This window comes from Pseudomonas sp. J380, from assembly GCF_009827115.1.
GTDB classification, from domain to species: Bacteria; Pseudomonadota; Gammaproteobacteria; order Pseudomonadales; family Pseudomonadaceae; genus Aquipseudomonas; species Aquipseudomonas paracarnis.
This window is the reverse complement of record NZ_CP043060.1, coordinates 2,950,636-2,965,370: the sequence shown is the minus strand read 5'-3', so window position 1 is coordinate 2,965,370 and position 14,735 is coordinate 2,950,636. Positions and strand designations below refer to the sequence as shown.

The window sequence follows — 14,735 nt, the reverse complement described above, 5'->3', positions numbered from 1 at the left end:
GGGAACGATCATGCCAGCCGTTAGTTGACGGGTTGGTTTGGCTTGTAGTCTTTAAGCAGCAAGTACGTACTCCACCCCCACCAATCATTGGTCCAGTGCTTGTCGTTCAAATCGTTGACGTCCTTGCGCCGCAGCACCTTGTCCCCCTCCATCTTGAACAGCGGCGAGAAGTTATTCGTCGGGTTTTGCGCGGCGTTCAGGTCGGGCACATACAGCGGTGCCTTGAATTCAGCCGGGAAGGGCGCGATACCGCTGATGAAGGTTTCGAAGATTTCATCTGCCGAGGCCTGTACCGCCTGTTTGACCTGCACGCGATTGTCGGCGTCGATGCTGTCGAAGTAGCGCTTGTCGCCGTAGGCATGCCACTGAGCGCCCATGGCATTGCGCACCTTGAGCCCGAATTTGCTGTCTTCATCGTGCATGAAGCGGCTGATCAGCGAGCCGAGTTCTCCAGGCGTCACGACCGCTGCCAGTTGTTTGCGCGGTACCCGCAGGTGGCCGGCGGAAAACAGGTCGGTCAAAAAATGATCGGCAAAGCTGTTCATGGCGTAGGCCAATTCCAGGGCCTGGTCGGTGCCGGTCTGATGGGCCACTACTGCCTGTTGCAAGGCTGCCGTATGGCCGGCCAAGTAGGCGGACAGGGCCCATTCACCGAAGTGGTCGGCGTTGTCCGCTGCCAGCTTCAGGTAGCGGCCCAGCGGCACGAGGGCCGAAACAGCACTGCCCCCACCGGTAATACGGTTCCACTCCTCCGACAACGTATCTCCCAAGGCGTCATAGGCTTCATGAGGCTGTTTGCCGTCCTTGATCGCCTGGTTGACGGCGTTGATCTCCTTTTGCATCACCGCCAGGATCTTCTGCGCTTCTTCCCGTGAAGCAGGCAACACGGCAAGAGAATTGAAGGCCGCGGTGAAGCGTTGCACGCGCTCGGCCGGAGAATTGCCCTCGCTGATCGGTTGGCCGGGGATGCCATAGAAGTCGCCGCCCAGGGCGATCACTTGGCCATAGGTCAGCGCAAGCCCGTTGGGCAGGTGCAGTTCGACTTGGCGCGCAGGAATGGCCGGGGCGTCCTTGACGAAGCGAAGCAGGGTGTCATCGCCGATGGCGGTGTGTTCACCGCCTTCGAAGCGCAGGGTAGGTGGTGTTTTTTCGGGTGCTGCGAGTTCAAGACCTGACATGTTAGCTCCTTGCTATGTCGTAGGAATCTTCCGTGATAACTGTATATGCATACAGCTTTCTGAATCATATGTGAGAAATTTCCTACGTCAAGAGCCGCGTCTTAAGCCTTCGCGGGATGACGCCGGATGAATTGCAGTTGACGAATCTATTTATAGTTGTACGATGACGTACGACATCATCAAAACCAACAACAACCTTTCGTTAGAAAGTCTTCGCCCAGGGTGTTCGAATAATGAATCCACAAGAACTGAAGTCCATCCTCTCCCACGGTCTGCTGTCTTTCCCGGTGACCGATTTCAACGCCCAGGGTGATTTCCACCAGGCGGGTTACATCAAGCGCCTGGAATGGCTGGCCCCTTATGGCGCCAGCGCCTTGTTCGCCGCAGGTGGCACAGGTGAGTTTTTCTCCCTGGCGGCCAGCGAATATTCCCAGGTGGTGAAAACCGCCGTGGATACCTGTGCGTCCAGCGTGCCGATCCTGGCCGGTGTAGGCGGTGCCACCCGCCAGGCCATCGAGTATGCCCAAGAGGCCGAACGCCTCGGCGCCAAAGGTCTGTTGCTGCTGCCGCACTACCTCACCGAAGCCAGCCAGGACGGGGTTGCCGCCCACGTTGAAGCCGTGTGCAAGTCGGTCAAGATCGGCGTGGTGGTGTACAACCGCAATGTCTGCCGCCTGACCGCACCGCTGCTGGAGCGCCTGGCCGAGCGCTGCCCGAACCTGATCGGCTACAAGGATGGCCTGGGTGATATCGAGCTGATGGTGTCGATCCGCCGTCGCCTGGGCGACCGTTTCAGCTACCTCGGTGGCTTGCCGACCGCAGAGGTTTACGCCGCGGCCTACAAGGCCCTGGGCGTGCCGGTGTACTCCTCGGCGGTGTTCAACTTCATCCCCAAGACTGCGATGGATTTCTACCACGCCATTGCCCGCGAAGATCACGCCACCGTTGGCAAGATCATTGACGACTTCTTCCTGCCATACCTGGATATCCGTAACCGCAAGGCCGGTTACGCGGTGAGCATCGTCAAGGCCGGTGCGAAAATCGTCGGTTATGACGCAGGCCCGGTGCGCACGCCACTGACCGACCTGCTGCCGGAAGAGTACGAAGCCCTCGCCGCGCTGATCGACAAGCAAGGCGCGCAATAAATTATCCACAAGGCCGCTGAGCAATCAGCGGCCTTTTGCGTCAGGAGAAGATTCGTGTCCCAGGCAAAGCGTTTTGAGAACTACATCAATGGCGAATGGGTAACCGGCGCCGACTACTGCACCAACATCAACCCGTCGGATGTGTCCGACGCCATTGGCGAATACGCCAAAGCCGACGTGGCCCAAGTCAACGCGGCCATCGACGCTGCCCGCGCCGCGTTCCCGGCGTGGTCCACCTCCGGTATCCAGGCGCGTCACGATGCGCTGGATAAAGTCGGCAGCGAGATCCTCGCCCGTCGCGAAGAACTCGGCACCCTGCTGGCCCGCGAAGAGGGCAAGACCCTGCCTGAAGCCATTGGCGAAGTGACCCGCGCCGGCAATATCTTCAAATTCTTCGCCGGTGAGTGCTTGCGCCTCTCGGGCGATTACTTGCCTTCGGTGCGCCCGGGCGTCAACGTTGAAGTGACCCGCGAAGCCCTCGGTGTGGTGGGTCTGATCACCCCGTGGAATTTCCCGATCGCCATCCCCGCGTGGAAAATCGCCCCGGCCCTGGCCTACGGCAACTGCGTGGTGATCAAGCCTGCCGAGCTGGTGCCGGGCTGCGCCTGGGCCTTGGCCGAAATCATCTCCCGCGCCGGTTTCCCCGCCGGTGTGTTCAACCTGGTGATGGGCAGTGGCCGTGTGGTCGGCGACGTGTTGGTCAACAGCCCGAAAGTCGATGGCATCAGTTTCACCGGGTCGGTGGGCGTTGGGCGTCAGATCGCGGTCAGTTGTGTATCGCGCCAGGCCAAGGTGCAGTTGGAGATGGGTGGCAAGAACCCGCAAATCATTCTCGACGATGCCGACCTCAAGCAGGCTGTCGAGCTGTCGGTACAGAGTGCGTTCTACTCTACCGGCCAGCGTTGCACGGCCTCGAGCCGCTTGATTGTCACCGCGGGGATCCACGACCAGTTTGTCGCCGCCATGGCCGAGCGCATGAAGTCGATCAAGGTGGGCCACGCTTTGAATAGCGGCACCGATATTGGCCCGGTGGTATCCCAGGCCCAGTTGGATCAGGACCTGAAATACATCGACATCGGCCAGAGCGAAGGTGCCCGGCTGGTGAGTGGGGGCGGCCTGGTGACCTGCGACACCGAAGGCTATTACCTGGCGCCCACACTGTTTGCCGACAGTGAAGCGGCCATGCGCATCAGCCGTGAAGAGATCTTCGGCCCGGTGGCCAACGTGGTGCGCGTGGCGGACTACGAGGCGGCGCTGGCCATGGCCAATGACACCGAGTTCGGCTTGTCGGCCGGCATCGCCACCACCTCGCTCAAATATGCCAACCACTTCAAGCGCCACTCCCAGGCTGGGATGGTGATGGTCAACCTGCCGACGGCGGGGGTGGATTACCACGTTCCATTTGGTGGCCGTAAGGGTTCATCCTACGGTTCGCGTGAGCAGGGTCGCTATGCGCAAGAGTTCTACACCGTGGTGAAAACCAGCTACATCGGTTCGTAACACGCAGCATCCTCTCTGTAGGAGCGAGCTTGCTCGCGAAAAGCTCAAATTCACCGCGTGCATCCTGAATGCCCGCGTGATCGTTGAAGTTCTTCGCGAGCAAGCTCGCTCCTACAGGGAGGCGCAACCAGGCAATACAAAATCATTACCCGCAAAAAAAATAATTAGTGGGAGTACTTCTACATGCAAGCGACCAAGCCGACCCACGTCCGCTATTTGATCCTGCTCATGCTGTTCCTGGTGACCACGATCAACTACGCCGACCGGGCCACCATCGCTATCGCCGGCTCCAGCCTGCAAAAAGACCTCGGTATCGACGCGGTCACCCTCGGTTATATCTTCTCTGCATTCGGTTGGGCCTACGTGGCCGGGCAAATTCCCGGTGGCTGGCTGCTCGACCGTTTCGGCTCGAAAAAAGTCTATGCCCTGAGCATCTTCACCTGGTCGCTGTTCACCGTGCTGCAAGGCTATGTCGGTGAGTTTGGCGTCTCCACTGCGGTGGTCGCGCTGTTTATGCTGCGCTTCATGGTGGGCTTGGCCGAGGCGCCGTCGTTTCCTGGAAATGCCCGTATTGTTGCGGCGTGGTTTCCTACGGCTGAACGCGGCACTGCGTCGGCGATCTTCAACTCGGCCCAGTACTTCGCCACGGTGTTGTTCGCGCCGTTGATGGGCTGGATCGTCTATCGCTTCGGCTGGCAGCACGTGTTTATCGTGATGGGCGTGATCGGCATTGTTTTCTCGCTGATCTGGCTGAAAGTTATCCACAGCCCGCGCCAGCATCCGATGATCAACGAGGCCGAGTTCAATCACATCGCCGCCAATGGCGCGATGGTCGATATGGATCAGGACAAGGGCAAGGGTAAGAAAACCGACGGGCCGAAGTGGGATTACATCCGCCAGCTCCTGACCAACCGCATGATGCTCGGCGTCTACCTGGGCCAGTACTGCATCAACGGCATCACCTACTTCTTCCTGACCTGGTTTCCGGTGTACCTGGTGCAGGAGCGTGGCATGACCATCCTCAAGGCCGGCTTCATTGCCTCGTTACCGGCGATCTGCGGCTTTATCGGCGGAGTGCTCGGCGGGGTGATTTCCGACTACCTGCTGCGCAAAGGCCATTCGCTGACCTTCGCACGCAAGGCGCCGATCATCGGTGGACTGCTGATTTCCAGCAGCATCGTGGCGTGCAATTACGTGGACATCGAATGGATGGTGGTGGGCTTCATGGCCTTGGCCTTCTTCGGCAAAGGCGTTGGCGCACTGGGTTGGGCGGTGGTGTCCGACACCTCACCGAAACAAATCGCAGGCCTCAGTGGCGGCTTGTTCAACACCTTCGGTAACCTGGCCTCGATCACCACGCCGATTGTGATTGGCTACATCATCAGCACCACCGGCTCGTTCAAATGGGCGCTGGTGTTCGTGGGCGCCAACGCGCTGGTGGCGGTGTTCAGTTACTTGGTGATTGTCGGCCCGATCAAGCGCGTGGTGCTCAAGGAGCCGCCTACCCAGGGCCCTGAGTTGACCAACCTTTCTCAAGCGCATTCCTGAGGTTCGTGTGATGCAGTTGATTGAACATGCCGACTCGCCGCGCTCGATCCGTTTGCACGAGCGCGACAATGTGGTGATCGTGGTGAACGATCAAGGGGTACCCGCCGGTACCGAGTTTCCCGACGGCCTGGTCACCGTGGATTTCATCCCGCAGAGCCACAAGGTGACGCTGGAAGACATCCCCGAGGGCGGCCAGATTATTCGCTACGGCCAGACCATCGGTTATGCCCTGGCGCCGATTCCGCGTGGCAGTTGGGTGCAGGAGGACCAGTTGCGCATGCCCACCGCACCGCCGCTGGACAGCTTGCCGCTGTCCACCGAGGTGCCTGAAACCCAGGCGCCCCTGGAGGGGTTTACCTTCGAGGGCTATCGCAATGCGGACGGCACCGTGGGCACGCGCAACATCCTCGGCATTACCACCACCGTGCAATGCGTTACCGGCGTGCTGGACCATGCGGTCAAGCGCATCAAGGACGAGTTGCTGCCCCAGTACCCGCATGTCGATGACGTGGTGGCGCTGACCCACAGCTACGGCTGCGGCGTGGCGATTACGGCGACGGATGCCTACATTCCCATCCGCACCGTGCGCAACCTGGCGCGCAACCCCAATCTGGGCGGCGAAGCCTTGGTGATCAGCCTGGGCTGTGAAAAGCTCCAGGCCGGCCAGGTGATGCACGACAACGACAGCTCCGTGGACCTGAGCGAGCCGTGGCTGTATCGCTTGCAAGATTCCAGCCATGGTTTTACCGAAATGATCGAGCAGATCATGGCCCTGGCCGACGTGCGCTTGAAAAAACTCAACCAGCGTCGCCGCGAAACCGTGCCGGCCTCCGAGTTGATCCTGGGAATGCAGTGCGGCGGCAGCGATGCGTTTTCCGGCATCACCGCCAACCCGGCGCTGGGGTATGCCTCGGATCTGTTACTGCGCGCCGGCGCGACGGTGATGTTTTCCGAAGTGACTGAAGTGCGCGATGCGATTTACCTGCTGACCTCACGCGCGAAGAACCCGGACGTTGCCCGCGAGCTGGTCCGGGAAATGGACTGGTATGACCGTTACCTGGCCAAGGGCGAGGCAGACCGCAGCGCCAATACCACGCCGGGTAACAAGAAAGGCGGGCTGTCGAATATTGTCGAAAAGTCGTTGGGCTCCATCGTCAAATCCGGCAGCAGTGCAATCAACGGTGTACTTGGCCCTGGCGAGCGCTTCAAGGAAAAGGGCCTGATCTTCTGCGCCACACCGGCCAGTGATTTTGTCTGCGGCACCTTGCAACTGGCAGCGGGGATGAACCTGCACGTGTTCACCACCGGGCGCGGCACGCCGTATGGGCTGGCGATGGCGCCGGTGGTGAAGGTCTCCACCCGCACCGAGCTTGCCCAGCGTTGGCCGGACCTGATCGATATCGACGCCGGGCGCATTGCGACGGGGCGTGCGAGTATCGAGGAGCTGGGTTGGGAGCTATTCCACTTCTATCTGGATGTGGCCAGCGGCAAGAAGCAGACCTGGGCAGAGCGGCATAAGCTGCATAACGACATCACGCTGTTCAACCCGGCGCCGATTACCTGAAACCAGGCGCTAACCCTGTAGGAGCGAGCTTGCTCGCGAAAGACGCCAACGATAACGCGTGTTAACTGAATGAACGCGGCGCCTGGGAGTTTCTCGCGAGCAAGCTCGCTCCTACGACGGCAAGCCAGCTCCCACATTTGAATGGCGTTGCCCACACGAACCCGCTCGTACTGGCTTATCATTAGCCAACTAACGACGCCCACCAAGGTTCTCCCCGGCATGCTGGCAATCTTCCTCACCACCCTCACCATCACCGCGCCGGTGTTTGCCATGCTGTTCCTGGGCGTGTTTCTAAAGCGCATCAATTGGATCAACGACAACTTTATCCACACCGCATCGTCCCTGGTGTTCAACGTGGCCATGCCGGCGCTGCTGTTCCTTGGCATTCTGCATGCCGACCTGCACTCGGCGCTCAAGCCGGGCCTGCTCATCTACTTCTGCGTCGCCACCCTGGTGAGCTTTGCCGTGGCCTGGGGTTGGGCGATCTTTCGCTGCAAGCGCGAAGACCGAGGCATCTACGCCCAAGGCGCGTTTCGTGGCAATAACGGGGTCATCGGCCTGGCACTGGCGGCCAGTATGTACGGCGATTACGGCATATCCCTGGGCGCGATCCTCGCCGCGCTGGTGATCCTCTTTTACAACACGCTGTCGACCATTGTGCTGGCGGTCTATAGCCCGGTGATCAAGTCCGACCCGTGGAGCATCTTCAAAAGCGTATTGGCCAACCCGCTGATTATCAGCGTGATCGTCGCTACGCCGTTCGCGTACTTCCAGATCGGCGTGCCCGGTTGGCTTGAGAAATCCTTGCAGTACCTGTCCGATACCACGCTGCCGCTGGCGTTGATTTGCATCGGTGGCACCTTGTCCATGGCCGCGCTGCGCAAGAGCGGCAACATGGCGTTGAGCGCGAGCCTGATGAAGATGATCTGGCTACCGGTGATCGCCACCCTGGGCGCGTGGTTGCTGGGGTTCCGAGGGCCGGAGTTGGGGATTCTGTTTCTGTATTTCGGTGCGCCGACCGCCGCCGCAAGCTTTGTGATGGCCCGGGCGGCGCAGGGTAATCATGAGCTGGCGGCCGCGATTATCGTGATCACCACGCTGATGGCGGCGGTGACCACGAATATCGGGATTTTTGTGTTGCAGGCGGGTGGTTGGATCTGAAATCGGCGGGCAGCTTGAGGCCCCATCGCAGCGATGCGGCGACCCGACAAGCCAGCTCCCACATGTGGGCGTGTGAATACCCTCAAGTGTGGGAGTTGGCTGGCCTGCGATAGCTACAGGACAGTCACTGCTGATCGGCCTGATACGCCTCAATCACTTCCTGCGCCGCCCGAAACGCATCAATCGCCGCCGGCACCCCTGCATACACCGCGCAATGCAGCAGCGCTTCGCGGATCTCCTCCACCGTACAGCCATTATTCAGCGCACCGCGCACATGGCCCTTGAGTTCCTGCGGGCACTTGAGGGCGGTGAGGGCGGCGAGGGTGATCAGGCTGCGGGTCTTGAGCGGTAACCCTTCGCGGTTCCAGACGCTGCCCCACGCGTGCTCATTGACGAAGTCCTGCAGCGGTTGGGTGAACGCCGTGGCATTACCCAGGGCGCGGTCGACGAACGCATCGCCCATGACCTGGCGACGTACTTCAACCCCGGGTTTTTTCTGTTCGGTCATTGCGATTCCCTCTTGTGTTGGCGGTGCCAGGCGCGCAGTGAGGTGAACAACAGCAGAGCCCCTAACGCTGGCAGGACGTAATACAGCATCAATTGTTCAAGCTTGTTGGCCAGCGGCATGCCAGTGGTGAAGGCCATGACATGCAGCCCGTACGCCAGGTACAGCCCCAGCAGCACCAGCCCTTCGATACGTGTTACCCGATAGCCGGTATAGAACACCGGCAGGCACAGGATGATGGCGCCGAGCATCACCGGTAAATCGAAGTTCAGGGCGTTGGGCGAGACCGACAGCGGCGTCGGCGCCACCAGTGCGGTAAAGCCCAGCACGCCGAGCAGGTTGAACAAGTTGCTGCCGATCACGTTGCCCACGGCGATCTCCCGTTCGCCACGCAACGCGGCGATCAGCGATGTGGCAAGGCACGGCAGCGAGGTGCCGACGCCGATCAACGTGAGGCCGATGACGCGCTCCGACAATCCGAGATCGCCCGCTACATCCACCGCTGCGCCGAGCAACAAATGCCCGGCCAGCACCAGCACCAGCAAACCGCCGAGCATCAGCAGCACACTGCTCAGCCATGGCGCCTTCGCCACGGTGTCCAGAGTGCGCGGGCGGCGGGAATGACGCGTCTGATAATGCAATACGCCAAGGTAGGCCACCAGCGCCACCAGCAGCACGGCGCCATCGAAGGGCGTCAGCATTTCGTTAGCCGCCAGGATAAATACCAGCAGGCCGGCGACGATCATCACCGGGATATCTACGCGCACCAGTTGCCGCGAGACCCGCAACGGAATGATCAGTGCGGACAAGCCCAGGGTCACGAGGATGTTGAAGATACTGCTGCCGATGACACTGCCCACAGCGATATCCGTGTTGCCGGCCAGCGTGGCCTGAAGGCTGACGGTCATCTGCGGCGCACTGCTGCCGAAGGCGACGATGCTCAAGCCGATGATCAGTGGCCGAACCTTGAGACTCGCCGCCAGGCGTACTGCGGCGCGTACCAGGATTTCAGCGCCGATGATCAGCAAGATCAGGCCGCCCACCAGTTCGAGCAGGCTCCAGGGTGAGAGGGCGTTCAATCCGAAAATGCTCAAGGCTGCCTCGATCAGTTGTTCAGGGCTTGCACGCGTACCCGTGCGGTACCGCTGCGCAGCATGCGCAACTGCTCGGCAGCCTTGCGTGAAACGTCGATCAGGCGGCCACGGGTATGCGGGCCGCGATCAGTGATACGCACCACGACAGAACGGTTGTTGTCGAGGTTGGTCACCTTGACCTGCGTACCGAAGGGCAGGCGCCGATGGGCGGCGGTCAAGGCGTTCTGGTTGAAAGGTTCACCGCTGGCGGTTTTCTTGCCATGGTGCTTGGCGCCGTAATAGGACGCGGTGCCGGTTTCGTCGTAGCCGTTGGGGTCGATGAGGCCGCTGGCGCAACCGGCCAGCAGGGAGGACAGGGCCAGGAGGCCGAGTAGACGCTTCATTTCAAGATGTCCCCGTTGGATCGTTCCCACGCTCTGCGTGGGAATGCAGCTGGTGACGCTACGCGTCACAAAAGCGGACGCGGAGCGTCCCGTGAGGCGTTCCCACGCAGAGCGTGGGAACGATCATGGATCAGCCTTCGAGCTTGCTTTTGAGCAGTTCGTTCACCTGTTGCGGGTTGGCTTTGCCCTTGGAGGCTTTCATCGCCTGGCCGACAAAGAAGCCGAACATCTTGCCGCGCTTGGCTTCGTCTGCGGCGCGGTATTGCTCGACCTGTTCGGCATTGGCCGCGAGCATTTCATCGAGCACGGCCGAGATGGCGCCGCTGTCGGTGACTTGTTTGAGGCCACGCTTCTCGATGATCTCGTCGGCATTGCCTTCACCGGCGGCCATCGCTTCGAACACGGTCTTGGCAATTTTGCCGGAGATGGTGTTGTCCTTGATGCGCAGCAGCATGCCACCCAGTTGTTCGGCGGTGACCGGCGCGTCGTCGATTTCCAGGCCCTGTTTGTTCAACAGGCTGCCCAGCTCGACCATCACCCAGTTGGCCGCCAGCTTGGCGTCGCCGGCAATGCTCACGACTTTTTCGAAGTAGTTGGCTTGTTCACGGCTGGAGGCCAATACGCTGGCATCGTAGACCGACAGGCCGAATTGCTCCTGGAAGCGCTCGCGTTTTTGCTGCGGCAGTTCCGGCAGGGTGGCGCGGATGTCATTGAGGAACGAATCCTCCAGCACCACCGGCAACAGGTCCGGGTCGGGGAAGTAACGGTAGTCGTTGGCTTCCTCTTTGCTGCGCATGGCGCGGGTTTCGTCTTTGTTCGGGTCGTACAGGCGCGTTTGCTGGATCACCTTGCCGCCGTCTTCGATCAGTTCGATCTGGCGACGTACTTCGCTGTTGATCGCTTTCTCGATGAAGCGGAACGAGTTGACGTTCTTGATCTCGCAGCGGGTGCCGAACTCGACCTGGCCCTTGGGGCGGATCGACACGTTGCAATCGCAACGCAGCGAGCCTTCGGCCATGTTGCCGTCGCAGATGCCCAGGTAGCGCACCAGCGCGTGGATGGTCTTGACGTAGGCCACGGCTTCCTTGGCGCTGCGCATGTCCGGCTCGGACACGATCTCCAGCAGCGGCGTGCCGGCACGGTTCAGGTCGATACCGGTGGCGCCCGGGAATTCTTCGTGCAGGCTTTTGCCGGCGTCTTCCTCCAGGTGTGCACGGGTGACGCCGACGCGCTTGATGGTGCCGTCTTCCAGGGGAATGTCCAGGTGGCCCTTGCCGACAATCGGCAGTTCCATCTGGCTGATCTGGTAGCCCTTGGGCAGGTCCGGGTAGAAGTAGTTCTTGCGCGCAAACACGTTGTGCTGGCCGATTTCGGCGTCAATCGCCAGGCCGAACATCACCGCCATGCGCACCGCTTCCTGGTTCAGCACCGGTAGCACGCCGGGCATGCCCAGGTCTACCAGGCTGGCCTGGGTATTGGGCTCGGAGCCGAACGTGGTGGCGCTACCGGAGAAAATCTTCGATTGGGTGGCGAGCTGGGTATGAATCTCCAGCCCGATCACAACTTCCCATTGCATAGTGTTCTCCTCAAAAGCCGGTAGGGGTGCGGGTGTGCCAGTCGGTGTTCAACTGGTACTGGTGCGCCACATTGAGCAGGCGGCCTTCCTGGAAATATGGGGCGAGCAATTGCACGCCCACCGGCAGGCCATCGACGAAACCTGCGGGCATGGACAAGCCCGGCAAGCCCGCGAGGTTGGCGGTGATGGTGTAGAGGTCTTCCAGGTACTCGGCGATCGGGTCGCCGGTCTTGGCGCCGATCTTCCACGCGAGGTTCGGCGCGGTCGGGCCGAGGATCACATCGACTTCTTCAAAGGCGGCCATGAAGTCGTTCTTGATCAGGCGACGGATTTTTTGCGCCTTGAGGTAGTACGCGTCGTAGTAGCCGGCCGACAGGGCGTAGGCCCCGACCATGATCCGGCGCTGCACTTCACTGCCGAAGCCTTCGCCACGGGAGCGCTTGTACAGGTCGGTGAGGTCTTTGGGGTTTTCGCAGCGATAGCCGAAGCGCACGCCGTCGAAACGCGACAGGTTGGAAGAGGCCTCTGCTGGCGCGATCACGTAGTAGGCGGGAATCGCGTGCTGGTTGTTCGGCAGGCTGATTTCCTTGATCACGGCGCCAAGCTTTTCCAGCTCTTTGATGCTGTTTTGCACCAGTTCGGCGATACGCGGGTCGAGGCCGGCGCTGAAGTATTCCTTCGGCACGCCGATGCGCAGGCCCTTGATCGAGGTGTTCAGGCTGGCGCTGTAGTCCGGCACTGGCTCGTCGATGCTGGTGGAGTCCTGTTTATCGAAGCCTGCCATGCCTTGTAACAATATTGCGCAGTCTTCAGCCGTGCGTGCCAGGGGGCCGCCCTGATCGAGACTTGAGGCGTAGGCGATCATGCCCCAGCGGGAAACGCGACCGTAGGTCGGCTTCAGGCCGGTGAGGTTGGTGAAGGCGGCTGGCTGGCGGATCGAACCGCCGGTATCGGTGGCGGTAGCGGCCGGCAGGAAGCGTGCGGCCACGGCCGCAGCCGAACCACCGGACGAACCACCCGGGACGTGTTCCAGGTTCCACGGGTTTTTCACCGCGCCGTAGTAGCTGGACTCATTGGCCGAACCCATGGCGAATTCGTCCATGTTGGTCTTGCCCAGGTTCACGGCGCCGGCGGCGGCCAGCTTGGCGACCACAGTGGCGTCGTAGGGCGCCTTGAAGTTGTCGAGCATCTTCGAGCCGCAGCTGGTGCGAATGCCCTGGGTGCAGAACAGGTCCTTGTGGGCGATCGGTGCGCCGAGCAGCGCGCCGTTCTCACCGTTGGCGCGACGGGCGTCGGCGGCCTTGGCCTGGCTCAGGGCCAGCTCCTCGGTGAGGCTGATGAAGCTGTTGACCTTCGGATCGAGCGCGGCGATACGCGCCAGCAAGGTCTGGGTCAGCTCTTCGGAAGAAAACGATTTGTCGGCGAGACCGCGGGCGATCTCGGCCAGAGTCATGTGATGCATGAAAGGCTCTTTCCCTTTAGTCGATGACTTTCGGAACCAGGTACAGGCCGTTTTCGACCGCTGGCGCGATGGACTGGTAGGCCTCGCGATTATTGCGTTCGGTCACGACGTCTGCGCGCAGGCGCTGGCTGGCTTCCAGTGGGTGAGCCAGGGGCTCGATGCCGTCGGTATTCACGGCCTGCATTTGGTCGACCAGCCCGAGAATGCTGTTCAGGGCTGCGGTGGTCTGTGGAAGATCGGCATCATTAAGGCCAAGCGAGGCCAAATGTGCGATTTTTTCCACGTCGGAGCGTTCAAGCGCCATGGGATTCTCCAGTGGAAAACAGAACGGAGGGCGTCCGTGTGTTAGATTGTCGGAACACTACCGCATTTCTACGGTCATAAGGCCGCGATTGTGGGGGTTGGTGCACAGAAAGTCGGCCAATTTAGCACATTGGCGCCTTGCCCAAAATCCCTGTCGTTGTTAGAGTTTGCCGCACTTTTTTACCCACGCGTTGCCTAGGGTCCTTTCCCCATGTTCAAGAAACTGCGTGGCATGTTTTCCAGCGATCTCTCCATTGACCTGGGCACTGCCAACACCCTTATTTACGTGCGCGAGCGCGGTATCGTTCTGAATGAGCCATCGGTTGTGGCCATTCGGACCCATGGTAATCAGAAAAGTGTCGTTGCCGTTGGCACCGAGGCCAAGCGCATGCTCGGCCGTACACCAGGCAATATTGCTGCCATTCGTCCGATGAAGGATGGCGTGATCGCCGATTTCAGCGTCTGCGAAAAGATGCTGCAGTACTTCATCAACAAAGTTCACGAAAACAGTTTCCTGCAGCCCAGCCCTCGCGTGCTGATCTGCGTTCCGTGCAAGTCCACCCAGGTGGAGCGTCGCGCCATCCGTGAATCGGCCCTTGGCGCCGGTGCCCGTGAAGTATTCCTGATCGAAGAGCCAATGGCGGCTGCGATCGGTGCCGGCCTGCCGGTGGAAGAAGCGCGCGGTTCGATGGTGGTGGATATCGGTGGTGGTACTACCGAAATCGCCCTGATTTCCCTGAACGGTGTGGTGTATGCCGAATCCGTGCGCGTGGGCGGCGACCGCTTCGACGAAGCGATCATCACTTATGTGCGTCGTAACTACGGCAGCCTGATCGGCGAATCCACCGCCGAGCGCATCAAGCAGGAAATCGGCACCGCTTACCCAGGCGGTGAAGTGCGCGAAGTCGATGTGCGCGGTCGCAACCTGGCCGAAGGCGTTCCACGTGCCTTCACCCTGAACTCCAATGAAGTGCTGGAGGCTCTGCAAGAGTCCCTGGCCACCATCGTTCAGGCGGTGAAAAGTGCCCTGGAACAATCGCCGCCGGAGCTGGCTTCCGATATTGCCGAGCGTGGCCTGGTACTGACCGGTGGTGGCGCCTTGCTGCGCGACCTCGACAAGTTGCTGGCCCAGGAAACCGGCCTGCCAGTGATCGTCGCCGAAGACCCGCTGACCTGCGTTGCCCGTGGCGGTGGTCGTGCGCTGGAAATGATGGATAAACACACCATGGACCTGCTCTCCAGCGAATAAGATTGCCTGGATGGTTCATGCTTCGTCGGCAGGCAGCACTTTGCAGTGCTGCCTGTTGGCGTTTATC

13 protein-coding genes are annotated in these 14,735 nt (G+C 60.7%); 6 read left to right on the top strand and 7 right to left on the bottom strand.

Going from position 1 to position 14,735, the window contains the following annotated elements; translation table 11 throughout:
- Window positions 1-20 precede the first annotated feature (20 nt).
- On the bottom strand, window positions 21-1,178 hold the full coding sequence (locus FXO12_RS13370) for a hypothetical protein (RefSeq protein WP_057976855.1): 1,158 nt from the start codon (window positions 1,176-1,178) through the stop codon (window positions 21-23).
- Between the two features lie 233 nt (window positions 1,179-1,411).
- Between FXO12_RS13370 and kdgD the strand changes: the two genes are divergently transcribed.
- From kdgD to FXO12_RS13345, 5 genes are all read left to right on the top strand, one after another.
- Window positions 1,412-2,323 (top strand): 5-dehydro-4-deoxyglucarate dehydratase, encoded by a 912-nt coding sequence (gene kdgD, locus FXO12_RS13365; RefSeq protein ID WP_003188537.1) that lies wholly within the window; start codon window positions 1,412-1,414, stop codon window positions 2,321-2,323.
- A gap of 54 nt (window positions 2,324-2,377) precedes the next feature.
- Window positions 2,378-3,823, top strand: coding sequence for an aldehyde dehydrogenase family protein (locus FXO12_RS13360; RefSeq protein ID WP_057976857.1), 1,446 nt, complete (start codon window positions 2,378-2,380; stop codon window positions 3,821-3,823).
- A gap of 183 nt (window positions 3,824-4,006) precedes the next feature.
- Entirely contained in the window at window positions 4,007-5,371 is a 1,365-nt protein-coding gene (locus FXO12_RS13355; RefSeq protein ID WP_003188541.1) for an MFS transporter, read from the top strand.
- 10 nt (window positions 5,372-5,381) lie between these two features.
- The gene (gene garD, locus FXO12_RS13350; RefSeq protein WP_032903376.1) at window positions 5,382-6,935 is read left to right on the top strand and encodes a galactarate dehydratase; all 1,554 of its coding nucleotides are present in this window, start codon (window positions 5,382-5,384) and stop codon (window positions 6,933-6,935) included.
- 219 nt (window positions 6,936-7,154) lie between these two features.
- On the top strand, window positions 7,155-8,096 hold the full coding sequence (locus tag FXO12_RS13345; RefSeq protein WP_034126295.1) for an AEC family transporter: 942 nt from the start codon (window positions 7,155-7,157) through the stop codon (window positions 8,094-8,096).
- A 124-nt stretch (window positions 8,097-8,220) separates the two neighbouring features.
- On the opposite strand, the gene FXO12_RS13340 is transcribed toward FXO12_RS13345, so the two are convergent.
- From FXO12_RS13340 to gatC, 6 genes are all read right to left on the bottom strand, one after another.
- Window positions 8,221-8,604: a carboxymuconolactone decarboxylase family protein gene (locus FXO12_RS13340; RefSeq protein ID WP_034126296.1), complete on the bottom strand. Its 384-nt coding sequence runs from the start codon at window positions 8,602-8,604 to the stop codon at window positions 8,221-8,223.
- Window positions 8,601-9,680, bottom strand: a complete 1,080-nt coding sequence (locus tag FXO12_RS13335) for a calcium/sodium antiporter (protein ID WP_057976859.1) — start codon at window positions 9,678-9,680, stop codon at window positions 8,601-8,603. The genes FXO12_RS13340 and FXO12_RS13335 overlap by 4 nt, the downstream gene beginning before the upstream one ends.
- Before the next feature lie 26 nt (window positions 9,681-9,706).
- Window positions 9,707-10,078 carry a septal ring lytic transglycosylase RlpA family protein gene (locus tag FXO12_RS13330; protein ID WP_034126298.1) on the bottom strand — a complete coding sequence of 124 codons (372 nt, stop codon included), beginning with the start codon at window positions 10,076-10,078 and terminating at the stop codon, window positions 9,707-9,709.
- Between the two features lie 130 nt (window positions 10,079-10,208).
- Window positions 10,209-11,654: an Asp-tRNA(Asn)/Glu-tRNA(Gln) amidotransferase subunit GatB gene (gene gatB, locus FXO12_RS13320; RefSeq protein WP_054897023.1), complete on the bottom strand. Its 1,446-nt coding sequence runs from the start codon at window positions 11,652-11,654 to the stop codon at window positions 10,209-10,211.
- A 10-nt stretch (window positions 11,655-11,664) separates the two neighbouring features.
- On the bottom strand, window positions 11,665-13,116 hold the full coding sequence (gene gatA, locus FXO12_RS13315) for an Asp-tRNA(Asn)/Glu-tRNA(Gln) amidotransferase subunit GatA (RefSeq protein ID WP_057976861.1): 1,452 nt from the start codon (window positions 13,114-13,116) through the stop codon (window positions 11,665-11,667).
- A gap of 16 nt (window positions 13,117-13,132) precedes the next feature.
- Window positions 13,133-13,420: an Asp-tRNA(Asn)/Glu-tRNA(Gln) amidotransferase subunit GatC gene (gene gatC, locus FXO12_RS13310; protein WP_003188556.1), complete on the bottom strand. Its 288-nt coding sequence runs from the start codon at window positions 13,418-13,420 to the stop codon at window positions 13,133-13,135.
- 210 nt (window positions 13,421-13,630) lie between these two features.
- Between gatC and mreB the strand changes: the two genes are divergently transcribed.
- Window positions 13,631-14,668 (top strand): rod shape-determining protein MreB, encoded by a 1,038-nt coding sequence (mreB, locus tag FXO12_RS13305; RefSeq protein ID WP_002555108.1) that lies wholly within the window; start codon window positions 13,631-13,633, stop codon window positions 14,666-14,668.
- Window positions 14,669-14,735: the final 67 nt, after the last annotated feature.